This is a genomic window from Acidipropionibacterium jensenii DSM 20535, assembly GCF_000425285.1.
GTDB classification, from domain to species: domain Bacteria; phylum Actinomycetota; class Actinomycetes; order Propionibacteriales; family Propionibacteriaceae; genus Acidipropionibacterium; species Acidipropionibacterium jensenii.
On sequence record NZ_AUDD01000005.1, the window covers coordinates 52,013 to 73,225 of the forward strand.

The window sequence follows — 21,213 nt, forward strand, 5'->3', positions numbered from 1 at the left end:
CCCCTGGACGCAGCGCGGCCGCCCCGGTGGGTACCGGGGCGGCCGCGTCGCAGCTGGGTGTCAGGCCGTGGGCTTGTCCTCGGCCTCGGGGGCCTCGGCCTCAGCGGCGGGAGCCTCGGCGTCGACCGGGTGACCCTCGGCGGCCTTCTCCTCCTCGACCTCGTCGGCGGCGACCTTCGCGGCCTCCACGGCAGCGGCGGCGGCGTTGATCTCGGCCTTGGTCTGGTCGACCGTGGCCGGGGTGGCCGGGGCGAGCTTCTCGGTGACGATCTCGAGGACGGCCAGCGGGGCGTTGTCGCCCTTGCGGTTGCCGATCCGGGTGATCCGGGTGTAGCCGCCGTCGCGTCCCTCCATCGAGGGGGCGATCTCGGCGAACAGGGTGTAGACGATGCCCTTGTCGAGGATCGTCTTGTTCACCTCGCGGCGGTTGGCCACCGTGTCGGTCTTGGCCCGGGTGATGAGCTTCTCGGCGAGCGGACGGACGCGCTTGGCCTTGGTGACCGTGGTCACGATGCGGCCGTGCTCGAAGAGCTGGCTCGCCAGGTTGCGCAGGATGATCCGCTCGTGGGCCGGCGTTCCGCCGAGCCTGGGACCCTTCGTGGGCTTGGGCATTCTTTTCTCCTTGTGTGTCGGTGCTCCGGGCAGGTGGACCCGGTGCGTTCCGGCTGGAGGGAGGACTCTCGTCCTCCCCTCCCTGCACCCGGACGGGCCAGGGGTTCGGCCAGGGTCCACCCCCCTGGCCACCGTCTCGCAGAACGGCAGGTTATTCGGTTGTGACGTCCCTCAGGTGCGAGGGGCGGTGATCGGGGACCGGTTCCCCGGCCTCCCCGGTCCGGGCGTCATCGACGTCCGGACCCGAGGGGAGAGCGCGGGATCCCGGCTCCGACAGACTCAGTACTGCTCGGTCTCGGCGAGGTCGTCCTCGGGGGACTCCCCCTCCTCGTAGTTGTCGGCGGCGGCGATGGGATCGAAGCCGGGGGCGGAGTCCTTGAGGGACAGCCCCATCTCGGCGAGCTTCTCCTTGACCTCGTCGATCGACTTGGAACCGAAGTTCCGGATGTCGAGGAGATCCTGCTCGGAGCGGGAGACCAGCTCACCCACGGTGTGGATGCCCTCGCGCTTGAGGCAGTTGTAGGAGCGGACGGTGAGGTTGAGGTTCTCGACCGGCACCGCGAGGTTCTCGGCGTACTGCTCGTCGACCGGCGACGGGCCGACCTCGATGCCCTCGGCGTCCATGTTGAGCTCCCGGGTTAGCCCGAACAGCTCGACGAGGGTGCGCCCGGCCGAGGCGACGGCGTCGCGCGGCAGCATCGACAGCTTGGTCTCGACGTCCAGGATGAGGCGGTCGAAGTCGGTACGGGTGGCGACACGGGTGGCCTCCACCTTGTAGGTGACCTTGAGCACCGGGGAGTAGATCGAGTCGACGGCGATCCGGTCCAGCTCGGCCTCCGGATCATCGTTGAGGACGCTGGAGACGTAGCCGCGGCCGCGCTCGACGACCAGCTCCATCTCGATCTTGCCGTCCTCGTTGAGGGTGGCGATGTGCAGATCGGGGTTGTAGATGACCACCCCGGCCGGCGGGTTGATGTCGGCCGCGGTGACCTCACCGGCACCCGACTTGCGCAGGTACATGGCCACCGGCTCGTCCTCCTCGGAGGACAGCACCAGCTCCTTGAGGTTGAGGATGATCTCGGTGACGTCCTCGACGACGCCCTCCAGGGTGGCGAACTCGTGGCGGACACCCTCGATCTTGATGCTGGTGACCGAGGCGCCGGGGATCGACGACAGCAGCGTGCGACGCAGCGAGTTACCCAGGGTGTAGCCGAAGCCGGGCTCCAGGGGCTCGATGACGAACCGGGACCGGAAGTCGGAGACGGGCTCCTCGGTGAGGGTGGGGCGCTGAGCGATGAGCATGTGACATTCCTTCCGCGCCAACCGCTATATGAAGGCGCAAATGGGGATGGTGGGGAACTCCCCCACCGGGAGTGGAACAGTGCGGCCCTCCGCGGTGCCGCGACCATGCCGGAGCATGATCGGCGGCACACCGGTGGGGTGCGTGCGGGGGCCGGTCAGGACCGGCCCCCGCACCGCAGGATCACTTCGAGTAGAGCTCGACGATGGCCTGCTCGTTGACGTCGAGGACGATCTGCTCGCGGGTCGGCAGCTGGTGCACGAGGATGCGTCCGCGGTTGGGGCGCACGTCGAGCCATGCCGGCACGTCGCGGGTCTCGAAGGTCTCGCGGGCCACCACGATCGGGTGGAGGTCCTTGGACTTCGGGCGGACATCGATGATGTCGTGGGCGGTGACGCGGAACGACGGGATGTTCACCTTCTTGCCGTTGACCAGGAAGTGACCGTGGGTCACGAGCTGGCGGGCCTGGCGCCGGGTGGCGGCCAGTCCGGAGCGGTACACCACGTTGTCCAGGCGGGACTCGAGGATCTGCAGCAGCAGGTCACCGGTCTTGCCGGTGCCGCGGGCCGCCTCCTCGTAGTAACGGCTGAACTGCTTCTCGAGAACGCCGTAGGCGTAACGCGCCTTCTGCTTCTCGCGCAGCTGCAGGGAGTACTCAGAGTCCTTGGTACGGCCGCGGCCGTGGACGCCCGGCGGGTAGGGGCGACGCTCGAATGACTTGTCGTTTCCGACAAGGTCAGTCCCGAGGCGACGGGACTTCTTGGTCAGGGGGCCGGTGTAACGGGCCATTGTGTATCAGTCCTTAAATGTGCTCTCGGAGGGGATCAGACGCGGCGGCGCTTCGGCGGCCGGCATCCGTTGTGCGGAACGGGGGTGACGTCGGAGATCGGTCCGATCTCCAGGCCGACGGCCCCCAGCGAACGAATGGCGGTCTCGCGGCCCGATCCGGGCCCCTTGACGAAGACGTCGACCCGCTTCATTCCGTGCTCCATGGCACGACGTCCGGCGGCCTCGGCGGCCATCTGGGCGGCGAACGGGGTGGACTTGCGCGAGCCCTTGAAGCCGACGGTGCCGGCAGAGGCCCATGCGATGACCTGACCGGCGGGGTCGGTGATCGCGATGATCGTGTTGTTGAACGTGCTCTTGATGTGCGCCTGGCCGGCGACGACGTTCTTCTTCTCCTTGCGGCGCACCTTTGCCTTGGGCGCGGTCTTACGGCCTGCAGTAGCCATGTGTTGTCTCTCCTGGAGTCAGTGTGATCTCAGCGTGGGAGAAGGGGGTGTCCAGACGCGGGGCGTCTTGGATCACTTGACCTTCTTCTTTCCGGCGACGGCCTTCTTCCGACCCTTGCGGGTGCGGGCGTTGGTCCGGGTGCGCTGACCACGAACCGGCAGGCCACTGCGGTGACGACGGCCCTGGTAGCTGCCGATCTCGATCTTGCGACGGATGTCGGCGGCCACCTCACGACGAAGGTCACCCTCGACGTGGTAGTTGCTCTCGATGTAGTCGCGCAGTGTCACCAGCTGATCGTCGCTCAGCTTGTTCACGCGGAGGTCACCACTGAGTCCGGTGGCCTTGAGGGTCTCGGCGGCACGGGTGCGCCCGATGCCGTAGATGTAGGTCAGTGCGACCTCGAGGCGCTTGTCGCGCGGCAGGTCCACTCCGATGAGGCGTGCCATGTGGCATCCCTTTCGTCTCCGGCCCCGAGGGGCCGCGAAGGTGTCTGGCGTGGAGCGTCCCCGTCACTGGTCAGCCCGGAGGAGATCCTCCAAGCCTCTCGGCGACGGACGAGATCTGCTCGTCCGACGGGGCCCCGGCCTTCGCCCGGGGGTGGTGGCCCGGATCCGTGTTCGATGGTTTCGAACGGGGTTCCGGGACGTGCTTCCACGGTGTTCCCGGACCTCGCGGTCCGGGTGAGCTGAGTGGGAAGAGGATGGCTCGATGATGGTCGACCCATCCTCCGACTCAGCCGTGTTCAGTTGTCATTCTGTTCAGTTGTTCACTGTTCAGTTTTCTTGTCGGCATCACCGCGTCCACCTGGATGGTGGACCCGACGGTGGACCTCAGGGGTCGAACCCCTGCATTCCTGCTGGTCACAGCACCGGGATGAGCTCCCGGCGATGACGACCTGCGATCCCGTCGCGGCGAGGGCTCAGCCCTGGCGCTGCTTGTGACGCGGGTTCTCGCAGATGATCATCACGCGACCATGGCGACGAATGACCTTGCACTTGTCGCACATCTTCTTGATGCTCGGACGAACCTTCATCGAGCTTCTCTTTCGCGTAACGGTCCCCCGGGGGGAACCTGGATGGAGATCGTCCCCGACGGGGACGACCATGGTCAGTGGTTGACGGCGGTCACTTGTGCCGGTAGACGATGCGTCCGCGGGTCAGGTCATAAGGAGACAGCTCCACCACGACCCGGTCCGACGGAAGGATCCTGATGTAGTGCTGACGCATCTTGCCGCTGATCGTGGCAAGGACACGGTGTCCGTTCTTGAGCTCGACACGGAACATGGCGTTGGGAAGAGCCTCCACCACTGTGCCTTCGAGCTCGAGCGCTCCCTCTTTCTTGGCCATTGCGTCCAATCTGTCAATCGGTGTGCCCATCTGGGCGTGACTGTCTCCGCCTACACGGGGACCGACGAGTAAGCCTACCCGAGGGCCACGACCGATCAAAATCTGATTCCTGGGCCCGGTGACGCCCGGGTGTCACAGCAGGATGGCCAGAATGATGATCAGCAGCACCACGACCAGGCCGCCACCGCCGACCAGGGTGGCCATGGTCCTCCCCGACATCGGCCGGGACGGGGTCAGCTCCCCGGGCGCCGCGGTGCTCTGTTCGATGTTCTGCGGGACATTGTGGGTGGCCCTGGCGGGCAGATCGGCGACCACCGGGGCGAGATCTCCCAGGGTGGTGGCGGCGTAGAGGGCATCCAGGTGGTGCTGGAAGGTCTGCTCGTCGAGTGTCCCGGCGCTGAAGGCGTCATTGAGCCAGGTGTTGATCTCGGTCCGGTCGGCATCGGTCACCGGTTCGGAGGCGCGGGCGACATATCGGGAGGATGGCGGCAGCTCTTTCACGGTCCCAAGGCTACCGACCCCGGTGGGCACGCCTCCTGGGCCAGTGGTGGTCACCGCGCCGGACCACTGTGAGGATCTGCTCCTGGGCCTGTGGCCAGCCGAACATGACATCCTCCCAGGTGAGCCTCATCACCCGGTACCCCAGCGCAAGCAGCCGCCGGTCCCGGACCCGGTCGGCTTGGTAGCTCTGTTCGCTGGTGTGGTGAGCTCGCGAGTCGACCTCGATGACGAGCCTCTCCCCCACCAGCAGATCAACCCGGCCCACCCCGGGGATCGTCACCTGTGAGGCGACCTGGACGTTGTGGCCACGCAGTCTGATCCTCACCAGGGTCTCGGTCCCGGACTCGGCGCGGTCGCACTGGGACAGCAGGGCGCGTGCCCTGGGCGAGTCCGCGAGCTCCAGTGCCAGATCGGCCATGGTCGCCACCCGCAGATTCACCATCGAGTCCAGAACCGCCACCCCGTTGTCCCGGTCCAGGCATCGGATGGCCGCTCGCACGGCGACCAGCGGATCGTCGATCGCCCGTATCGGTGCCGGTCTGCGCCCCGGCGAGCACTCCTGGACACGCTTTGAACCGGTCGTGCCCCGGCTCGCCCTCACATGCAGCGCGGTGTCGCCGAACGGCCGGAACACTCCGAATCTGGCCAGGGCAGAGACACAGGTCATCACACCGCCGGCGCGCACCGCGGCGACCACCTCCGGGTCGGCATCGCGCAGGCTCCACCACCCGGGCCTCAGGTTCTCGACCAGATCGCCGGAGAGGTGCAGCTTGCTGATGTCGGGATAGGAGTAGCCCGCACTCCGCAGGACTCTGGTGGAGACCACACCGCCGGGGCGCAGCTGGGGTGGGATGTCGTAGTGCTTCATGCCTCCACTTATCGGGGCCGCAACCCCGATCTGCCGCCCGTGCGCCAATCTGGGGACAACTTCTGTCACCCATGGAGCGGGCTGTGGATGGGCAGTCGCCGGCCCCGGGATGACAGAACTCACTGGAACCGCACCCCGGACTCACCGGAACCCCACCCTGGACAGAAACGAGATCTGCCACTGAGAAGGCACCCGCCTGGACTATCCAGTCGCCAGCCCACAGATGGCAGAACTCACCGGAGACCCCCCGAGCACAAAACGAGATCTGCCACCAAGACCGCACCCACCTGGACTATCCAGCCGCCGGCCCACAGATGGCAGAACTCACGGGAGACTCCCCGAGCACAAAAACGAGATCTGCCACCAAGACCGCACCCACGTGGACTATCCAGGTGTGTGCCTTCTCAGTGGCAGATCTCATGGCTACCGGCGCGGCCGGCCCCTCTCAGTCCAGTGGACCGAAGGCCACCCCTCGCGCCGTCAGCTCGGCCTCGCCGCCATCGGGCTCGGTGAGCACCCACAGCCCGTTCCGCGTGACGGCCACCGTGTTCTCCCAGTGGCTCGACCACGAACCGTCGAGGCTGCGCACCGTCCAGTCGTCATCCAGGGTGACATTCTCCTCATCGCCGAGGGTGGCCATCGGCTCCACGCACAGGCACATCCCCTCGGTGATTCTCGGCCCCCGGTGGGCCCGGCCCCAGTTCGGCACATCGGGATCCATGTGCATCTCAGTGCCGATGCCGTGACCGGTGTAGTCGCGGATGATCCCGTAGTCGTGCTCGTGGGACTCCAGGGACACCTGGACCGCCGACGAGACATCACCGATCCGTGCTCCCGGAGCGATCTGGGCGATCCCGTCCCACATCGACTTGCGGGTCGCCTCCGACAGCTCCCTCACCTCATCGGAGACCTCGCCGACCAGGGCGGTGCGGGCCGCATCGCCGTGCCAGCCGTCCACGATGGCGCCGTAGTCGATCGAGACGATGTCCCCGTCGTGCAGCTCCCGCTCGTCGGGGATCCCGTGCACGATGACCTCGTTGACGCTGATGCAGGCCACTCCGGGGTAGGGCTGGATCCCCCACTCGGCGCCGTACCCCAGGAAGTTCGAGGTCGCGCCGTGACGGGCGATCACCTCCCTGCCGATGCGGTCGAGGTCCGCGGTGGTCGCACCGGGGACCGCGGCGGCCACCATCTCGGCCAGCCCCTCGGCGACCACCAACCCGGCGCGACGCATCACGCGGATCTGGTCATCGTCCTTGATCTGGATCCTGTGGCGTCCGAGCATCAGGCGCGGGCGTCCAGGGCGGAGAAGATCCGGTCGCGGACATCGGAGATCTCGCCGACCCCGTCGACCGGCACCAGCAGACCCGCCTGGCGGTAGTGGTCGATGAGGGGAGCGGTCTGGGAGGTGTAGACGTCCATCCGGTTGCGGATGGTCTCCTCGTTGTCGTCGGCCCGTCCCTCGATCTGGGCGCGCTTGAGCAGCCGGGCGGTGAGCAGCTCCGGGTCGACCTCCAGGCTCACCACCGCGTCCAGAGCCAGACCGTTGGCACTCAGGTAGCCGTCGAGGGCCTCGACCTGGTGGAGATTGCGCGGGTAGCCGTCGAGCAGGAACCCCTCGGCCGCGTCGGACTGGCCGAGCCGGTCGACGACGATCTCGTCGGTCACCACGTCGGGGACCAGGTCTCCGGCGTCCATGATCGCCTTGACTTTCTTGCCGAGTTCGGTGCCGCCCTTGATGTTCGCCCGGAAGGTGTCGCCGGTCGAGATCGCGGGGATCCCGTAGTGCTCGGCGATCGAGCTGGCCTGGGTGCCTTTGCCGGCGCCGGGGGCGCCAATGATGAGAAGCCTCATGATGTCAGGAATCCTTCGTAACTTCGTTGCTGGAGCTTGCTCTCAACCTGTTTGACGGTGTCGAGACCGACACCCACGACAATGAGGATGCTGGTGCCGCCGAACGGGAAGTTCTGATTGGCGTTGAGGAAGACGAACGCCAGGGTCGGTATCAAGGAGATCAGTCCGAGGTACAGGGAGCCGGGAGCCGTCAGTCGCGACAGCACGAAGGCCAGGTAGTCCTCGGTGGGCTTGCCGGCCCGGATCCCCGGGATGAATCCGCCGTACTTCTTCATGTTGTCGCTCATCTCGACGGGGTCGAAGGTGATCGCCACGTAGAAGTAGCAGAAGAAGATGATGAGCAGGAAGTAGATGAGGTTGTACAGCGGATGGTCACCGCGGGTGAAGTTCTGACCGATCCACTGCGCGGCTCTGCCCTCCGGCCGGAAGGTCGCGTACAGCACCGGCAGGTACATGATCGAGGAGGCGAAGATCACCGGGATGACGCCGGACTGGTTCACCTTCAGCGGGATGTAGGTGCTGGTGCCACCGAACATCCGCCGGCCCACCATCCGCTTGGCGTACTGGACCGGGATGCGCCGCTGCCCCTGCTCCATGAACACCACGCCGGCCATCACGATGAGCCCGATCGCGATGACGGTGAAGAAGATGAACCAGGCGTGCGCCTCGCCCTGGCTGTTGCGGGTGACCTTGATCTGCCACAGGGAGTCGGGGAAGCGGGCCGCGATCTGGGTGAAGATCATGATCGACATGCCGTTGCCGATGCCGCGGTCGGTGATGAGCTCGCCCATCCACATCACGATCGTGGTGCCGGCGGTCATGGTCAGCACCATCACGATGACCGGGAAGACCGAGGTGTCGTGGACCACGATCGGGTCGGAGCAGGAGCTGAACAGCCGCCCCGAGGTGGCCAGGGTGGTGAAGGCGGTGGCCTGCAGGACGCCGAGCACCAAGGTGAGGTACCGGGTGTACTGGGTGATCTTGTTCTGCCCGGAGGCGCCCTCCTTCTTGAGGGCCTCGAGCTTGGGGATGACGACCGTCAGCAGCTGCAGAATGATCGACGAGGTGATGTAGGGCATGATGCCCAGGGCGAAGATCGCCAGCTGCAGCAGCGCACCGCCGGAGAACAGGTTGATCATCGAGTACAGCCCGGCGGCGTCGCTGGACTGGGACTGGGTGACGCAGGCGTTGATCTTGGCGACGTCGACGTTGGGCACCGGGATGGTGGAGCCGACCCTGAAGATCGCGAGGATGAACAGCGTGAAGAAGATCTTCTTGCGCAGATCCGGCGTCTTGAAGGCACTGGCGAAGGCGGAAAGCATTCGGGCTCTCTAGGGTTTGACGACACGCCCTGCGGGCGGCTCGGTGGATCGGCCTGGCGGTCGGTCGCCGAACGGGCAAGGACAACAGCGCAGGTAGCCTATCAACTTGTCGCCATCACGTGACATCCCGACGAAGGAGCCCCATGCGTCCGCCAGTGGTCATCACATCGCGTTCGGGTCGGATCGGGACCGCCGCACTGGCGGTGGCGGCGCTGGCCCTGCTGGTGTGGGACGCCACCCGGGCCGGACTCCTCCAGGCCCTCGTCAACGCCCCCTTCGTGGCTCTGTTCGTGTGGTGCGCCTGGATCTTCTGGGGGCTGGCCTCGATCCGGATCGACAACGACGGGGTGCACGTCATCAACCAGCTGCGGATCTGGGATGTGCCGTGGGCGCAACTGAAGACAGTCACCGGTCGCTGGGGAGTGACCCTCACCACCCTCCCGCAGGACTCCTCACGAGCTCCCGAGAACTCAGAGACGACCGGGACATCCGAGTCGACCGGGGCGGGCGGCACGCCCGGGACGGGCGAAACCCGGCCCGCCAGGGGCCACAGCATCCGCGCCTGGGCGGCCCCGGCGAAGGGCACCGCCGGGAAGATCATCGGGACCGACCGGGAGTTGCCGATCATCCCGGACCAGGGTCACGAGCCGATCCGGATCAGCCTCGACGCCTTCGCGGCGGCCCGACTCATCGAGATCGAGCAGATTCAGCGCAGAGCAGGTGCAACATCCTCGGACGCCGCGCCGGTGCGGGTTCGGGTCAACTGGCCGACCGTCATCATCTCCGGCGTCCTGGTGATCCTGGCCGTGCTGGCCTGAGCGGGAACACCGCCCAGGGTCTGGCTCCTGCCAGCATCGGGTGCCGCCCACGATCAGGGCCTTGGCAGAGGCAGGTGCCGCCCAGGAGCAGGGCCTCCACCGGAACCGAGTCCGCTCGGCACCCTGAACCTCAGTGACGCCTCGCACCTCAGAGACGCCTCGCAGCGCGACAGGGGGCGGCCCGCAGATGCGGGCCGCCCCCTGTCGAGACTCCGGTGACCCCTTCAGGACGCCGGATCTGGGCTTCTCAGATCACTTGGTGAAGCCGATGTCCTCACTGCGGTAGCTCTGGAAGGTCGAGGCACCGAAGTTCGCCAGGTTCTTCGGAACGGCGGAGAACTGCACGCGGCGGTACAGCGGCAGGGTCATCACGTTGTCCCAGATGATCTTGTCGACCTGGTTGGTGAGGTCCTGACGCTTGGTGACGTTCTCCTCGGTGTCGATCTGCGGGATGAGCTTCTCGATCTGCGGATCGACGAGCTGCGAGAAGTTCGACTGGCTGGCCTCCTTGGAACCCTCGGACGCAGCGCCGTAGATCTGACGGACGTTGTTCATCGGGTAGGGGGTGGACTGCCAGGTGAAAGCGATGATCCCGAAGGAGTGGCTCGACAGCACCTGGTTCATCGAGTCGGACGGGGTGTTGACCAGGTTCACGGTGACGCCGATCGCCGCCATGTTCTGCTTGAGCAGTGCGCCCTCGTTCTCGGAGGTCGGCACGCCGGTCAGCATCGCGTAGTCGATGGTGAGCTTCTTGCCGTCCTTCTCGCGGACGTTGCCGTTCAGCTTCCAGCCGGCGGCGTCCAGTTCCTTCTTGGCCTGCTCCGGGTCGTAGTTGTAGTCGGTCGAGTTGTCCTTGTAGCCGGCCTGGCCGGGCATGAAGAAGTGGTTGCCGAGCATCACGGCGTTGCCGTCGACCGGCAGCCCCGCGAGGTCGGACTTGGCGATCGCCTGGCGGTTGATGCCCTTGACGATGGCCTGACGGACCGCCTTGTCGGTGAGCCCGTTGGACCTGGTGTTGAAGGTGAAGTGACGCCACTGCGGGGAGCCGGCCTCGCGCAGCTCGCCGTCGGTGCGCTTCTTGGCGGTGTCGTAGCCATCCTTGGTGATGATGGTGCTGACGACGTCGATCTCCTTGTTGGCGAAGGCCTTGGTCGTCGTGGCGTCGTCCAGCTCCTTGAAGGAGACGGAGTCGAGCTTGGCCTTGTCGCCCCACCACTTGTCGTTGCGCTTGACGGTGAGGGTCTTCTGAGCCTGGTCGACCTTGTCGAGGGTGAACGGACCGGTGAACCAGTTCGGGTTGAAGGTCTTCCAGCCGGAGTTGAAGACGGCCGGGGAGGAGGCGCCCTCCTTCGGCAGGACGGTGCTCCAGGTGGCGGTCCAGTCCGGGTAGGAGGTCTTGAAGGTCATGACGACGTCGGTCGGCTTGTCACCCTTGGTGATCGAGGTGATCTGGTTGAAGCCGTCGGTGGTGGCCGGCTTGAAGGCCGGGTTCGACCCGTTGTTGGCCTTCCAGGTGGCGACGTAGTCGGTGTAGTCGATCGTCCGGCCCGAGTTCCACTTGGCGTTCGGGTTCAGGTGCAGCGTGACCTGCTGGTGTCCTCCGTTGTCGGAGGCCTTCTTGACGTCGTAGGACTGCAGGAAGTTCTTGTTCGGGGTGGCCGCGGCATCCTTGCCGATGTCGAAGTTCGTCGCGCCGACGAAGTTCCAGATGGTGGAGTTCAGGTCGACGTTGTTGTTGTCGACCTCGAATCCGTTCCATGCGGTCGGGAGCTGGCTGATCGCGAACCGCAGCGTGCCGCCGTCCTTGACCTGGTCCCGCTGGGCCGGGTTCATCTGGGCCAGCGGGAGCGCCTTGGGCGCCGAGCTCGCACTGCTCGAGCTGCTGCTCTGATTCTTCTGACCGCAACCGGTCAGGGCAAGAGACCCCACCGCCAGGAAGGCGATGGCAGTCATGACGGGCTTACGCACGGTAAAACCTCCAGATTTGATTGCGGGCAGGTACTGCTCGCACTTCTTTACAGTCCTGAGCCTGTCACTGCCGCTCGCCGATCCCTCACTTCTGGACGGCCCTGCGCGGCAATCGTTATCGGAACGTGACGACACCCCCGTCACACGGAACACCCGATCACACGGGGCACCCGATCGCACGGGACGGCCGAGGCCGGCGCATCCGTGATGCGCCGGCCTCGTGGAGCCACCACCGGTCCGGACTCAGAAGACCTCCACGACCTCCGGGAAGTGGCAGGCCACCGCCCGGTCCTCGCGGCCGTCGGCGCTGGCCAGCAGCGGCGTCTCGCCCGTGCACCGCGCCTGGTCGGCCTCGTCGAGGGTCTTGAACTTCGGGCAGCGGGTGTGGAAAGGGCATCCCGAGGGCGGGTTGGCCGGAGAGGGCAGGTCCCCCTCGAGCAGGATCCGGGAGCGCTTGCGCTCCTTGACCGGATCGGGGATCGGGATCGCCGACAGCAGGGACTGGGAGTAGGGGTGCTCCGGATGGTCGAAGACCTCCCCCACCGGACCGAGCTCCACGATCCGCCCCAGGTACATCACCGCGACCCGGTGGGCGATGTGACGCACCACCGACAGGTCGTGGGCGACGAACAGGTAGGACAGCCCCATGTCGACCCGCAGCCGTTCCAGCAGGTTGAGCACGCCGGCCTGGATCGACACATCCAGGGCCGAGACCGGCTCGTCGAGGACCAGCAGCTTGGGCTCCAGAGCGAGCGCCCGGGCGATCCCGACGCGCTGCTTCTGACCTCCGGAGAAGTTGCGCGGGTAGCGGTTGGCGTGGGCCGGCTCCAGACCCACCAGGGCCATCAGCTCCTCCACCCTGGCGGCGATCCTCGCCCGCGGGTAGCCGTTGTACTTCAGCGGCTCGGCGATGATGTCGAAGATCGGCAGCCGGGGGTCCAGCGAGGCCATCGGGTCCTGGAAGACCACCTGCAGGTCCTGGCGGACCTTCTTGCGCTCGGAGGCCGACAGCTCGGCGGTGTCGTGGCCGAGCACCACCACCTTGCCCTCCTCGGGCCTGGCGAGCTCCAGGATCGACATGATGGTGGTGGTCTTGCCGCAGCCGGACTCCCCCACCAGGCCGAGGGTCTCCCCGGCGCGGATGTCGAAGGAGATGTGGTCGACGGCGTGCACGGTGCCGACCCGGCGCTTGAACACCGCCCCCTTCATCAGCGGGTAGGTCTTGACCAGACCGTCGACGTGAAGGATCACATCGGCATCTGCTCGGTCGACCTTCGCACCGAAGGAGGGGATCTCCTCGCGCGGATAGATCTCGTCGTACCTCTTGCCGGCCATCTCGTCGAACTTGATGCACGCCGAGGTGTGCCCGGCCAGGTCGGTGTCCACCAGGTCTGGTTCGGCGGCCAGGCACTCGGCCGAGGCCATCGGGCAGCGGGGGGCGAAGGGGCAGCCCGGCGGCAGCGCCAGCAGGGAGGGCGGATTGCCCTCCACCGGGGTGAGGGGCTCGTCCTTGTCGAGGTCGGGACGGGGCAGGGAGCCCAGCAGTCCGACCGTGTAGGGGTGGCGGGAGTGGTAGAAGACGTCGTTGACGTCGGCCCGCTCCACGATCCGTCCGGCGTACATCACGGCGACCCGGTCGGCCAGGCCGGCGACCACACCCAGGTCGTGGGTGATCATCACCACACCGGCATGGGTCTCGCGCTGGGCGACCCTCAGCAGGTCCAGGATCTGGGCCTGGATCGTGACGTCCAGGGCGGTGGTCGGCTCGTCGGCGATGATCAGGTCGGGGTCGTTGGCGATCGCCATCGCGATGATGACGCGCTGGCGCATGCCCCCGGAGAACTCGTGGGGGAAGCTCTTGGCCCGCACCTCGGGGTTGGGGATGCCGACCATCCCGAGCAGTTCCAGGGCCCGGTCCCAGGCCTGCCGGTCCGAGTAGTGGCCGTGCACCTGGAGGGCCTCGACGATCTGGTCGCCGACGGTGTAGACGGGGGTGAGGGCGCTCAGCGGGTCCTGGAAGACCATCGCGACCTTCTTGCCGCGCACCTCGCTCATCCAGTTGTCGTCGCGTCCCAGCAGCTCGGTGCCGTGAAGCTTGATGGATCCCTCGACGGCGGCGTTCTCGTCGAGCAGTCCCATCACCGACATCGAGGTGACCGACTTGCCGGATCCGGACTCGCCGACCAGGCCGACGACCTCCCCGGCGTTGACCGTCAGGTCGACCCCGCGCACGGCGTGCACGACGCCGTCCTCGGAGGGGAACCGGACGTGCAGGCCCTTGATCTGGAGCACCGGGACGCCGGGAGTGCGCTCCGGTAGCGCCTCGGACTCGAAGACGGGCTTGTTCTTCTTGCTCATGCTGCACCGCCAGACTTGGAGGAGGGGTCGATGGCGTCTCGCAGGGCGTCACCCATGAAGTTCACGCACAGCAGCAGGACCACCAGGATCCCGGCCGGGAAGAGGAAGATCCACGGTGAGGTGGTGGCCGATGCCATTCCGTCTCCCAGCAGGGTGCCCAGCGAGGTCTCCGGCTTCTGGACGCCGAATCCGAAGAAGGACAGCGTCGTCTCGCTGAAGACCGCGCTCACCACGCCGAGGGTGAAGTCGATGATGAGGTAGGAGGCGACATTCGGGATGACGTGCTTGACGATCACCACGAAGGAGGGCACCGACATGAACTTGGCCGCGGTGACGTAGTCCAGATTCACCAGGGACAGGGTCATCGCTCGCACCACTCGCGCCGAGATCATCCAGGAGAAGGCCGACAGCAGCACGATGAGCAGCCAGGTGGAGTTCTTCGAGCCGGCGGTGTGCTGGGAGATGATCGCGATGATGAGGAAGGACGGGATCACCAGCAGCAGGTCGGTGATCCACTGCAGGATCGCCCCCACCCGCTTGCCGAAGTAGGCCGCCGAGGCGCCGATCATGGCCGCCAGGATCTCGACGATCGCGGCCACCGCGAATCCGATGATGAGGGACTTGCGCAGCCCCTCGATGGTCATCGCGAAGATGTCGAAGCCGCCCTGGTTCGTGCCGAACCAGTGGCTGGCCGAGGGTGCGCTGAGGAAGGCGTCGTAGTCGACCACCCAGTAGTCCCAGCGCTCGAAGAAGGTCCCGAAGAGGGCCAGGGCGAGGACGAGGGAGAGGCCGATGAGGCCGATCTTGCCGCCCGGGGCCCGCCAGAATCTGCGCCAGATGAGTCGGCCGCGGGACAGGTGCTTGGCACCCTTGCGGCCCTGCGGCTCCTGACCGGGGTCCAGGACCGGTTCGGTCAGCGGAGCGGAGTCGACGGCCCCCTCGGGGCGATCGGCGGCGCGGCCGGAGGAGAAGTTCGGTTCAACCATGGCTCTCTCCTCAGCGGGCGCGGACGCGCGGGTCGACGACGGCTATCAGAAGGTCACTCAGCAGGGCACCGGCCAGTACGCAGACGCCGGAGAAGGCGACCACCGCGACGGTCCCGTTGATGTCCTGGTTCTGGATCGAGGTGACCGAGTACAGGCCCATCCCGTTCCAGCCGTAGACCTGTTCGGTGATCGTGGCGCCCACGAAGACCTGGGCGACCCCGAAGGCGAAGTAGGTGGCCATCGGGATGATGGCGTTGCGCAGCGCGTGGTGCCGGATCGCCTTGGACTTGCGCAGCCCCTTGGCCCGGGCGGTCCGCACGTAGTCGGCCCCCAGGGTGTCGAGCATCAGGTTGCGCTGGTACCGCGAGTAGGTGGCCAGGCTCAGCGCCGCCAGCGAGACGGTCGGTAACAGCAGGTGCTGGAGTCGACTGATGAACTCCGCACCGAAGTAGCTGCCGTGCTGGCCGGTCTCTCCGATGAACTGGAAGAACTGGGTGCCGGTCATCTGGTTGAACTTGGTGGCCCCCAGCTGCATCACCACCGCGAGCACCATGGTCGGGGTGGAGATCAGCAGCATGCAGATCAGCGAGACGATCCGGTCGCTCCAGTGGTACTGCCGCACGGCCGACCAGGCGCCGACGGCCACGCCGCCGACCAGGGAGATGATCGTGCCGATCGTCACCAGTCTCACCGAGACCCCGATGCGGGTGGCGATGAGGGCGTTGATGGCGTCGCCCCGAGGGGTCCAGCCCCAGTTCCAGTGCAGGAAGACCATCTCGAGCCAACGTCCGTAACGGACCCAGATACTGGTGTCCGGATTGATGTTGTACTCATTGAGGGAGGCGTTGACCGCCGCCCAGTTCAGATTCGGATTCTGCCTGTCGAAAGCATTCCTCGGATCCAGCGCGGACGAGGCCACCAGATAGGCCAGAGACACCGCAATGAACAACAGAACCGCGTAGTTGACGATGCGGCGCACCAGATATCTGAGCACGAACATCCTTTCCTGGAAGGGCGGGCCGGAGCCAGACCCCGGTGGCGGCACAACCGCGCATCCAGGAATCGACCGTGGGTGTCGCTGCGGATCTCACGGATCCGTCGACGGCGCCCGATGGGCCCGTGGGGTGTCGCACGGACGTGTCGGCAGCCCCCTCGGCTGAAGCGATGGTACACGTGCGGGTAGGAGAATCCCCAGTTCGATACCATCTTGCAACATTTGCCCGGGACGCCGGATTCCCCGTCGGAAAATGACCGTGGCGGGAAGATCCCATGAGGGATCTTCCCGCCACGAATGAATTGCCCTGCCCCTGCGGAATGGCCGTCAGGGGCAGTCCGATTCGGCGGTGCCGAGTCGGGTCCGGGTGGCTCAGCGAGCCGACACGGAACCGCCGGCCTTCTCCACCTTGTCCTTGGCCGAGGCCGACCAGGCATCGACGTGCAGATCGACCTTGACGGCGATCTCACCGGTGCCGAGCAGCTTGACCAGCTCGTTGTCGCGAACCGCGCCCTTGGCGACCAGGTCCTCGACGCCGACCGTCCCGCCCTCGGGGAACAACGCCGCCACCTTGTCCAGGTTGACCACCTGGTACTCGGTGCGGAACGGGTTCTTGAACCCGCGCAGCTTCGGCAGCTGCATGTGCAGCGGCATCGAGCCACCCTCGAAGTTCTCCGGAACGTTCTTGCGAGCGCCGGTTCCCTTGGTACCGCGGCCGGCGGTCTTGCCCTTGGAGGCCTCGCCACGACCCACACGGGTCTTGGCGGTCTTGGCTCCGGGGGCAGGCCTCAGGTCATGAAGCTTGATTGCCATCTCAGTCCACCTCTTCAACAGTCACGAGGTGACGCACGGCCTGGACCATGCCCCGGAAGTCCGGGCGGTCCTCCTTCACCACAACGTCACCGATTCGCCGCAGGCCCAGGCTTCGCAGGGTCTCGCGGTGCTTGGGCTTGGCGCCTGCCCCAGACTTCACCTGGGTCACCTTGAGGTTGCTCATGCCTTCGCTCCCGCCTTCTCGGCCTTGGCCTGTGCGGCCGCCTCCTCGGCGTCCTTGCGGGCCTGCAGCAGGGCCCTGGGGGCGACCTCCTCGACGGACTTGCCGCGACGACGGGCCACCTCCTCGGGCTCCTCGAGCTGCTGGAGGGCCTCGACGGTCGCGTGCACGACGTTGATCGCGTTGGACGATCCGAGGGACTTCGCCAGGACGTCCTGGACGCCCGCGCACTCCAGCACGGCGCGAGCCGAGCCGCCGGCGATGACGCCGGTACCGGGGGAGGCCGGACGCAGCAGGACGACGCCGGCTGCCTTCTCGCCCTTCACCGGATGGGTGATGGTCCGTCCGATCAGCGGCACCTTGAAGAAGTGCTTGCGGGCCTCCTCGACGCCCTTGGCGATCGCCGCGGGCACCTCCTTGGCCTTGCCGTATCCGACGCCCACCATGCCCTCGCCGTCGCCCACCACGACCAGCGCGGTGAAGCTGAAGCGGCGGCCACCCTGGACCACCTTGGCGACGCGGTTGATCGCAACCACGCGCTCCAAGTACTCGTTCTTGTTGTCACGGTCGTTCCGGCCACGACGGTCGTCGCGGCCGCGACGCTCGCCACCTGCACCGCCACCGCGGCGCTGGGTTCCACTCATCGCTACTCACTTACCTTTCGTGGTCAGAAGTCGAGACCGGCCTCGCGGGCCGCATCGGCCAGCGCAGCGATCCTGCCGTGGTACTGATTGCCGGCCTTGTCGAAGACGACCTTGTCGATCCCGGCCTCCTTGGCCCGCTCACCGATGAGGGTGCCGACCTTGGTGGCCCTGGCGGTCTTGTCACCGTCGAGAGCGCGCACATCGGCCTCCATCGAGGACGCGGAGGCCAGAGTGTGGCCCGCGACGTCGTCGATCACCTGGACGAAGACGTGCTTGGAGGAACGGGTGACGACCATCCGGGGACGCTCGACACTGCCGTAGATCTTCTTGCGGCCACGGATCTGGCGGCGCGCACGAGAAGCGGCCCGCTTGGTCAGGTTCTTCCCAGACTTCAGGGAGACAGCCATCACTTACCTGCCTTTCCGACCTTGCGGCGGACGTTCTCGTCGGCGTAGCGCACGCCCTTGCCCTTGTAGGGCTCGGGCTTGCGGATCTTGCGGATGTTGGCCGCAACCTCTCCGACGGTCTGCTTGTCGATGCCCTGCACCGAGAACTTCGTGGGATTCTCCACGGTGAAGCTGATGCCCTCGGGGGCGTCGACGATCACCGGGTGGGAGAAGCCGAGGTTGAACTCGAGCTGCTTGGGGCCCTTGGAGATGACTCGGTAGCCGACACCCTGGATCTCGAGCTTCTTCTCGTATCCCTGGGTGACGCCGATCACCATGTTGTTGATGAGAGTGCGGCTCAGCCCGTGCAGCGAGCGGTTCTCACGCTCGTCGTTCGGACGGGCGACCACGATCTGGCCCTCATCGTTCTTACTCACCGAGATGGGCTCGGCGACGCTGAAGTTGAGGGTCCCCTTGGGTCCCTTCACCTCGACGTCCTGCCCATCGAGCTTGACCTCAACACCGGACGGGACGGTGATGGGGAGCCTGCCAATACGTGACATTACTTAACTCCTTACTACTGTCTCGGACCGGTCACCAGACGTAGGCGAGGACTTCCCCGCCCACCGACTTCGTGTGTGCCTGTCGGTCTGTGAGGAGGCCCTGGGAGGTCGAGATGATGGCGATTCCCAGGCCGCCGAGAACCTTCGGCAGTGCGGTGGACTTCGCGTAGACGCGAAGTCCGGGCTTGCTGATGCGGCGAATGCCAGCGATCGAACGCTTGCGGTCCTCGCCGTACTTGAGCTCGAGGGTCAGGGTCTTGCCGACCTGTCCCTCGGCGGGTTCGTTGACCTCGTACCCGGCGATGTACCCCTCGGACTTCAGGATGTCGGCGATTCCCGCCTTGATCTTGGAGTGGGGCATCGTCGTCGAGTCGTGGAACGCCTGATTGGCGTTACGCAGACGGGTCAGCATGTCTGCGATCGGATCAGTCATGGTCATGGCTGGTTGGCCTCTTTCTCACAGCGGTTTCCCGTCCTGCCGGATCCTCGTGGACCTGGCGCGGTCGGGACCTGCTGCGTCGTTCAGATGTGTGGGTGGCGGTTCTGCCCGCCGAGGGCCGCGAGGCCCTTCGCCCGGTGGACACCGACATGCCGACGGTGTCCTCGGAGCTGGTCGGATCAGATCCGCTCGCTCACCAGGAGGACTTGGTGATGCCGGGGAGCTCGCCCGCGTGAGCCATCTCGCGAAGGCAGATGCGGCACAGCTTGAACTTGCGGTAGACCGAGTGCGGTCGGCCGCAGCGCTGGCAGCGGGTGTACGCCCGAACTGCGAACTTCGGCTGACGAGACGCCTTGACCTTCAGTGCTGTCTTGGCCATGGGAACTCCTGCCTCACTTCTTCTTCTTGGCGTAGTAGGCCGGGCCGCGCTTGACCCTGGTCTTCGGATCATCCTGGGCCTTGAAGGGGAAGCCGAGGTGCTTGAGAAGGGCCTTTCCCTCCTCATTGGTCTTCGCGGTCGTGACGAAGGTGATGTCCATGCCACGGGTCCGGTCGATGCTGTCCTGATCGATCTCCAGGAACATCACCTGCTCGGACAGTCCGAAGGTGTAGTTGCCCTGGCCGTCGAACTGGTTGCCGTTGAGTCCGCGGAAGTCGCGGATCCGGGGCAGGGCCAGGGTGAGCAGCCGGTCGGCGAACTCCCACATCCGGTCGCCGCGCATGGTGACGTGGCAGCCGATCGGCTGTCCCTCGCGCAGCTTGAACTGGGCGATCGACTTGCGGGCCTTGGTGACCTGCGGCTTCTGGCCGGTGATCGCGGTGATGTCGCGGATCGCACCATCCATCACCTTGGAGTCGTGGGCGGCGTCGCCGACACCCATGTTCACGACGACCTTGACCAGGCCGGGAACGAGCATCGGGTTGGCGTAGTGGAACTCGTCCTGCAGGGCGGCGACGATCTCCTCGCGGTAACGCTTCTTGAGCCGCGGACCCTGGTAGCTGGCTTTCTCGGGTGCTTCGGCGCTCACTTGGCCTCCTCCTTCTTGAGGTAGCGGACGCTGCGCTTGGCGGCGTACTCGGAACCGTCGGAGCGGCGCTTGGTGACGTCCTCGCGACGGTGGCCGACGCGGGTCACGACGTCCTCGCCGTCGACCTTGGTGACAAGCTGGACGTTCGACACGTGGACCGGGGCCTCGGAGCTGACGATGCCGCCCTTCTGGGCGGTGCCGTCGGCGTTCGGGGTGTCACGACGATGGTGCTTGCGGATGTTGACGCCCTGGACGACCACGCGCTCGCGCTGGGGGTCGACCGACAGCACCTCACCGATGGTGCCCTTGTCGTTTCCGGCGATGACCTTGACGCGGTCACCCTTCTTGATGTTGAGGGACTTCACTCAGATCACCTCCGGTGCGAGTGAGATGATGCGCATGAACTTCTTGTCTCGCAGCTCACGGGCGATCGGCCCGAAGATGCGGGTCCCGCGGGGCTGCCCGTCGGTTCCGATGAGCACCGCGGCGTTCTCATCGAACTTGATGTACGAGCCGTCGGGACGACGGTGCGACTTGACGGTGCGGACGACGACCGCCTTGACGACCTCGCCCTTCTTGACGTTGCCGCCGGGGATGGCGTCCTTGACGGTGCACACGATGGTGTCACCGAGCCCGGCGTAGCGACGCTTGGATCCACCGAGTACACGGATGGTGAGCAGCTCTTTCGCCCCCGTGTTGTCGGCGACCTTGAGTCGCGTCTCCTGCTGGATCATGTCTTCTCCTCTGTCCCACCGGTTCCCCCGTGGAGGCCTTGCGGAACTGTTGAGCACGAACCCCCTGGATTGTGCCAGGAGGCGACCCGTACCATCGGTTGAACCGTGGGCACGCGGTCATCGCCCGTGAGAGGTCCCCACCGTTCGGTGGATGGAGCACCCGACCCCGGCGGATCGCCGCAGGGCGGTCCAGCCATGGCCTGCCGAACAAGGGCACGGTCACAAGGCAACTTGGGCAGCATACCCCACCGGCCGGGGCGCGGGG

At 66.3% G+C, this 21,213-nt stretch carries 27 protein-coding genes; 1 reads left to right on the forward strand and 26 read right to left on the reverse strand.

Annotated elements, in window-relative coordinates:
• Nucleotides 1-60 precede the first annotated feature (60 nt).
• From rplQ to secY, 12 genes are all read right to left on the reverse strand, one after another.
• Nucleotides 61-612 carry a 50S ribosomal protein L17 gene (gene rplQ / locus H590_RS0104235; protein WP_028702584.1) on the reverse strand — a complete coding sequence of 184 codons (552 nt, stop codon included), beginning with the start codon at nucleotides 610-612 and terminating at the stop codon, nucleotides 61-63.
• 279 nt (nucleotides 613-891) lie between these two features.
• Nucleotides 892-1,914, reverse strand: a complete 1,023-nt coding sequence (locus tag H590_RS0104240; RefSeq protein WP_028702585.1) for a DNA-directed RNA polymerase subunit alpha — start codon at nucleotides 1,912-1,914, stop codon at nucleotides 892-894.
• 181 nt (nucleotides 1,915-2,095) lie between these two features.
• Complete coding sequence (gene rpsD / locus H590_RS0104245; RefSeq protein WP_028702586.1) at nucleotides 2,096-2,701, reverse strand: 30S ribosomal protein S4; 606 nt, start codon at nucleotides 2,699-2,701, stop codon at nucleotides 2,096-2,098.
• 35 nt (nucleotides 2,702-2,736) lie between these two features.
• The gene (rpsK, locus tag H590_RS0104250; protein ID WP_028702587.1) at nucleotides 2,737-3,144 is read right to left on the reverse strand and encodes a 30S ribosomal protein S11; all 408 of its coding nucleotides are present in this window, start codon (nucleotides 3,142-3,144) and stop codon (nucleotides 2,737-2,739) included.
• A 72-nt stretch (nucleotides 3,145-3,216) separates the two neighbouring features.
• Nucleotides 3,217-3,591: a 30S ribosomal protein S13 gene (gene rpsM / locus H590_RS0104255; RefSeq protein WP_028702588.1), complete on the reverse strand. Its 375-nt coding sequence runs from the start codon at nucleotides 3,589-3,591 to the stop codon at nucleotides 3,217-3,219.
• 473 nt (nucleotides 3,592-4,064) lie between these two features.
• Nucleotides 4,065-4,178 carry a 50S ribosomal protein L36 gene (gene rpmJ / locus H590_RS0104260; protein WP_028702589.1) on the reverse strand — a complete coding sequence of 38 codons (114 nt, stop codon included), beginning with the start codon at nucleotides 4,176-4,178 and terminating at the stop codon, nucleotides 4,065-4,067.
• 91 nt (nucleotides 4,179-4,269) lie between these two features.
• Nucleotides 4,270-4,491, reverse strand: a complete 222-nt coding sequence (gene infA / locus H590_RS0104265) for a translation initiation factor IF-1 (protein ID WP_002514837.1) — start codon at nucleotides 4,489-4,491, stop codon at nucleotides 4,270-4,272.
• A 132-nt stretch (nucleotides 4,492-4,623) separates the two neighbouring features.
• On the reverse strand, nucleotides 4,624-4,992 hold the full coding sequence (locus H590_RS17180; RefSeq protein ID WP_051238169.1) for a DUF1707 SHOCT-like domain-containing protein: 369 nt from the start codon (nucleotides 4,990-4,992) through the stop codon (nucleotides 4,624-4,626).
• A 10-nt stretch (nucleotides 4,993-5,002) separates the two neighbouring features.
• Complete coding sequence (locus H590_RS0104275; protein ID WP_051238170.1) at nucleotides 5,003-5,860, reverse strand: endonuclease domain-containing protein; 858 nt, start codon at nucleotides 5,858-5,860, stop codon at nucleotides 5,003-5,005.
• A 445-nt stretch (nucleotides 5,861-6,305) separates the two neighbouring features.
• Nucleotides 6,306-7,145 carry a type I methionyl aminopeptidase gene (map, locus tag H590_RS0104280; protein ID WP_028702591.1) on the reverse strand — a complete coding sequence of 280 codons (840 nt, stop codon included), beginning with the start codon at nucleotides 7,143-7,145 and terminating at the stop codon, nucleotides 6,306-6,308.
• Nucleotides 7,145-7,714 (reverse strand): adenylate kinase, encoded by a 570-nt coding sequence (locus H590_RS0104285; protein WP_028702592.1) that lies wholly within the window; start codon nucleotides 7,712-7,714, stop codon nucleotides 7,145-7,147. Before H590_RS0104285 ends, map begins: the two co-directional genes overlap by 1 nt.
• A complete protein-coding gene (gene secY / locus H590_RS0104290) occupies nucleotides 7,711-9,036 on the reverse strand; it encodes a preprotein translocase subunit SecY (protein WP_028702593.1) in 1,326 nt (441 codons plus the stop codon). Before secY ends, H590_RS0104285 begins: the two co-directional genes overlap by 4 nt.
• A gap of 143 nt (nucleotides 9,037-9,179) precedes the next feature.
• On the opposite strand from secY, the gene H590_RS0104295 reads away from it, so the two are divergent.
• Nucleotides 9,180-9,854, forward strand: a complete 675-nt coding sequence (locus H590_RS0104295) for a hypothetical protein (RefSeq protein ID WP_036981048.1) — start codon at nucleotides 9,180-9,182, stop codon at nucleotides 9,852-9,854.
• Between the two features lie 252 nt (nucleotides 9,855-10,106).
• Here the strand turns inward: H590_RS0104295 and H590_RS0104300 are convergent, their stop codons facing one another.
• The 14 genes from H590_RS0104300 to rplN form a co-directional block, all read right to left on the reverse strand.
• A complete protein-coding gene (locus H590_RS0104300; RefSeq protein ID WP_028702595.1) occupies nucleotides 10,107-11,822 on the reverse strand; it encodes an ABC transporter family substrate-binding protein in 1,716 nt (571 codons plus the stop codon).
• 243 nt (nucleotides 11,823-12,065) lie between these two features.
• Nucleotides 12,066-14,180 carry an ABC transporter ATP-binding protein gene (locus H590_RS0104305; RefSeq protein ID WP_028702596.1) on the reverse strand — a complete coding sequence of 705 codons (2,115 nt, stop codon included), beginning with the start codon at nucleotides 14,178-14,180 and terminating at the stop codon, nucleotides 12,066-12,068.
• Nucleotides 14,177-15,166: an ABC transporter permease gene (locus H590_RS0104310; protein WP_028702597.1), complete on the reverse strand. Its 990-nt coding sequence runs from the start codon at nucleotides 15,164-15,166 to the stop codon at nucleotides 14,177-14,179. The genes H590_RS0104305 and H590_RS0104310 overlap by 4 nt, the downstream gene beginning before the upstream one ends.
• 10 nt (nucleotides 15,167-15,176) lie before the next feature.
• On the reverse strand, nucleotides 15,177-16,160 hold the full coding sequence (locus H590_RS0104315; protein ID WP_028702598.1) for an ABC transporter permease: 984 nt from the start codon (nucleotides 16,158-16,160) through the stop codon (nucleotides 15,177-15,179).
• A gap of 372 nt (nucleotides 16,161-16,532) precedes the next feature.
• Nucleotides 16,533-16,973 carry a 50S ribosomal protein L15 gene (rplO, locus tag H590_RS0104320; RefSeq protein WP_028702599.1) on the reverse strand — a complete coding sequence of 147 codons (441 nt, stop codon included), beginning with the start codon at nucleotides 16,971-16,973 and terminating at the stop codon, nucleotides 16,533-16,535.
• A 1-nt stretch (nucleotide 16,974) separates the two neighbouring features.
• Nucleotides 16,975-17,157, reverse strand: a complete 183-nt coding sequence (rpmD, locus tag H590_RS0104325) for a 50S ribosomal protein L30 (protein ID WP_028702600.1) — start codon at nucleotides 17,155-17,157, stop codon at nucleotides 16,975-16,977.
• Nucleotides 17,154-17,798, reverse strand: coding sequence for a 30S ribosomal protein S5 (gene rpsE, locus H590_RS0104330; RefSeq protein ID WP_028702601.1), 645 nt, complete (start codon nucleotides 17,796-17,798; stop codon nucleotides 17,154-17,156). Before rpsE ends, rpmD begins: the two co-directional genes overlap by 4 nt.
• Before the next feature lie 23 nt (nucleotides 17,799-17,821).
• The gene (gene rplR / locus H590_RS0104335) at nucleotides 17,822-18,205 is read right to left on the reverse strand and encodes a 50S ribosomal protein L18 (protein WP_028702602.1); all 384 of its coding nucleotides are present in this window, start codon (nucleotides 18,203-18,205) and stop codon (nucleotides 17,822-17,824) included.
• On the reverse strand, nucleotides 18,205-18,747 hold the full coding sequence (gene rplF, locus H590_RS0104340) for a 50S ribosomal protein L6 (protein ID WP_028702603.1): 543 nt from the start codon (nucleotides 18,745-18,747) through the stop codon (nucleotides 18,205-18,207). Before rplF ends, rplR begins: the two co-directional genes overlap by 1 nt.
• Nucleotides 18,748-18,778: 31 nt before the next feature.
• Nucleotides 18,779-19,186, reverse strand: coding sequence for a 30S ribosomal protein S8 (gene rpsH / locus H590_RS0104345; protein WP_028702604.1), 408 nt, complete (start codon nucleotides 19,184-19,186; stop codon nucleotides 18,779-18,781).
• A 193-nt stretch (nucleotides 19,187-19,379) separates the two neighbouring features.
• Nucleotides 19,380-19,565: a type Z 30S ribosomal protein S14 gene (locus tag H590_RS0104350; RefSeq protein ID WP_028702605.1), complete on the reverse strand. Its 186-nt coding sequence runs from the start codon at nucleotides 19,563-19,565 to the stop codon at nucleotides 19,380-19,382.
• A 13-nt stretch (nucleotides 19,566-19,578) separates the two neighbouring features.
• Nucleotides 19,579-20,214 (reverse strand): 50S ribosomal protein L5, encoded by a 636-nt coding sequence (gene rplE / locus H590_RS0104355; RefSeq protein WP_028702606.1) that lies wholly within the window; start codon nucleotides 20,212-20,214, stop codon nucleotides 19,579-19,581.
• On the reverse strand, nucleotides 20,211-20,579 hold the full coding sequence (gene rplX / locus H590_RS0104360) for a 50S ribosomal protein L24 (protein WP_028702607.1): 369 nt from the start codon (nucleotides 20,577-20,579) through the stop codon (nucleotides 20,211-20,213). The genes rplE and rplX overlap by 4 nt, the downstream gene beginning before the upstream one ends.
• On the reverse strand, nucleotides 20,580-20,948 hold the full coding sequence (gene rplN / locus H590_RS0104365) for a 50S ribosomal protein L14 (protein ID WP_028702608.1): 369 nt from the start codon (nucleotides 20,946-20,948) through the stop codon (nucleotides 20,580-20,582).
• Between the last annotated feature and the right edge of the window lie 265 nt (nucleotides 20,949-21,213).

What these genes read in the sequence shown, in the direction of transcription:
- rplQ (WP_028702584.1), bottom strand. Translation starts at nt 612, where the DNA reads ATGCCCAAGCCCACGAAGGGTCCCAGGCTCGGCGGAACGCCGGCCCAC.
- H590_RS0104240 (WP_028702585.1), bottom strand. Translation starts at nt 1,914, where the DNA reads ATGCTCATCGCTCAGCGCCCCACCCTCACCGAGGAGCCCGTCTCCGAC.
- rpsD (WP_028702586.1), bottom strand. Translation starts at nt 2,701, where the DNA reads ATGGCCCGTTACACCGGCCCCCTGACCAAGAAGTCCCGTCGCCTCGGG.
- rpsK (WP_028702587.1), bottom strand. Translation starts at nt 3,144, where the DNA reads ATGGCTACTGCAGGCCGTAAGACCGCGCCCAAGGCAAAGGTGCGCCGC.
- rpsM (WP_028702588.1), bottom strand. Translation starts at nt 3,591, where the DNA reads ATGGCACGCCTCATCGGAGTGGACCTGCCGCGCGACAAGCGCCTCGAG.
- rpmJ (WP_028702589.1), bottom strand. Translation starts at nt 4,178, where the DNA reads ATGAAGGTTCGTCCGAGCATCAAGAAGATGTGCGACAAGTGCAAGGTC.
- infA (WP_002514837.1), bottom strand. Translation starts at nt 4,491, where the DNA reads ATGGCCAAGAAAGAGGGAGCGCTCGAGCTCGAAGGCACAGTGGTGGAG.
- H590_RS0104275 (WP_051238170.1), bottom strand. Translation starts at nt 5,860, where the DNA reads ATGAAGCACTACGACATCCCACCCCAGCTGCGCCCCGGCGGTGTGGTC.
- map (WP_028702591.1), bottom strand. Translation starts at nt 7,145, where the DNA reads ATGCTCGGACGCCACAGGATCCAGATCAAGGACGATGACCAGATCCGC.
- H590_RS0104285 (WP_028702592.1), bottom strand. Translation starts at nt 7,714, where the DNA reads ATGAGGCTTCTCATCATTGGCGCCCCCGGCGCCGGCAAAGGCACCCAG.
- secY (WP_028702593.1), bottom strand. Translation starts at nt 9,036, where the DNA reads ATGCTTTCCGCCTTCGCCAGTGCCTTCAAGACGCCGGATCTGCGCAAG.
- H590_RS0104295 (WP_036981048.1), top strand. Translation starts at nt 9,180, where the DNA reads ATGCGTCCGCCAGTGGTCATCACATCGCGTTCGGGTCGGATCGGGACC.
- H590_RS0104305 (WP_028702596.1), bottom strand. Translation starts at nt 14,180, where the DNA reads ATGAGCAAGAAGAACAAGCCCGTCTTCGAGTCCGAGGCGCTACCGGAG.
- H590_RS0104310 (WP_028702597.1), bottom strand. Translation starts at nt 15,166, where the DNA reads ATGGTTGAACCGAACTTCTCCTCCGGCCGCGCCGCCGATCGCCCCGAG.
- rplO (WP_028702599.1), bottom strand. Translation starts at nt 16,973, where the DNA reads ATGGCAATCAAGCTTCATGACCTGAGGCCTGCCCCCGGAGCCAAGACC.
- rpmD (WP_028702600.1), bottom strand. Translation starts at nt 17,157, where the DNA reads ATGAGCAACCTCAAGGTGACCCAGGTGAAGTCTGGGGCAGGCGCCAAG.
- rpsE (WP_028702601.1), bottom strand. Translation starts at nt 17,798, where the DNA reads ATGAGTGGAACCCAGCGCCGCGGTGGCGGTGCAGGTGGCGAGCGTCGC.
- rplR (WP_028702602.1), bottom strand. Translation starts at nt 18,205, where the DNA reads ATGGCTGTCTCCCTGAAGTCTGGGAAGAACCTGACCAAGCGGGCCGCT.
- rplF (WP_028702603.1), bottom strand. Translation starts at nt 18,747, where the DNA reads ATGTCACGTATTGGCAGGCTCCCCATCACCGTCCCGTCCGGTGTTGAG.
- rpsH (WP_028702604.1), bottom strand. Translation starts at nt 19,186, where the DNA reads ATGACCATGACTGATCCGATCGCAGACATGCTGACCCGTCTGCGTAAC.
- H590_RS0104350 (WP_028702605.1), bottom strand. Translation starts at nt 19,565, where the DNA reads ATGGCCAAGACAGCACTGAAGGTCAAGGCGTCTCGTCAGCCGAAGTTC.
- rplN (WP_028702608.1), bottom strand. Translation starts at nt 20,948, where the DNA reads ATGATCCAGCAGGAGACGCGACTCAAGGTCGCCGACAACACGGGGGCG.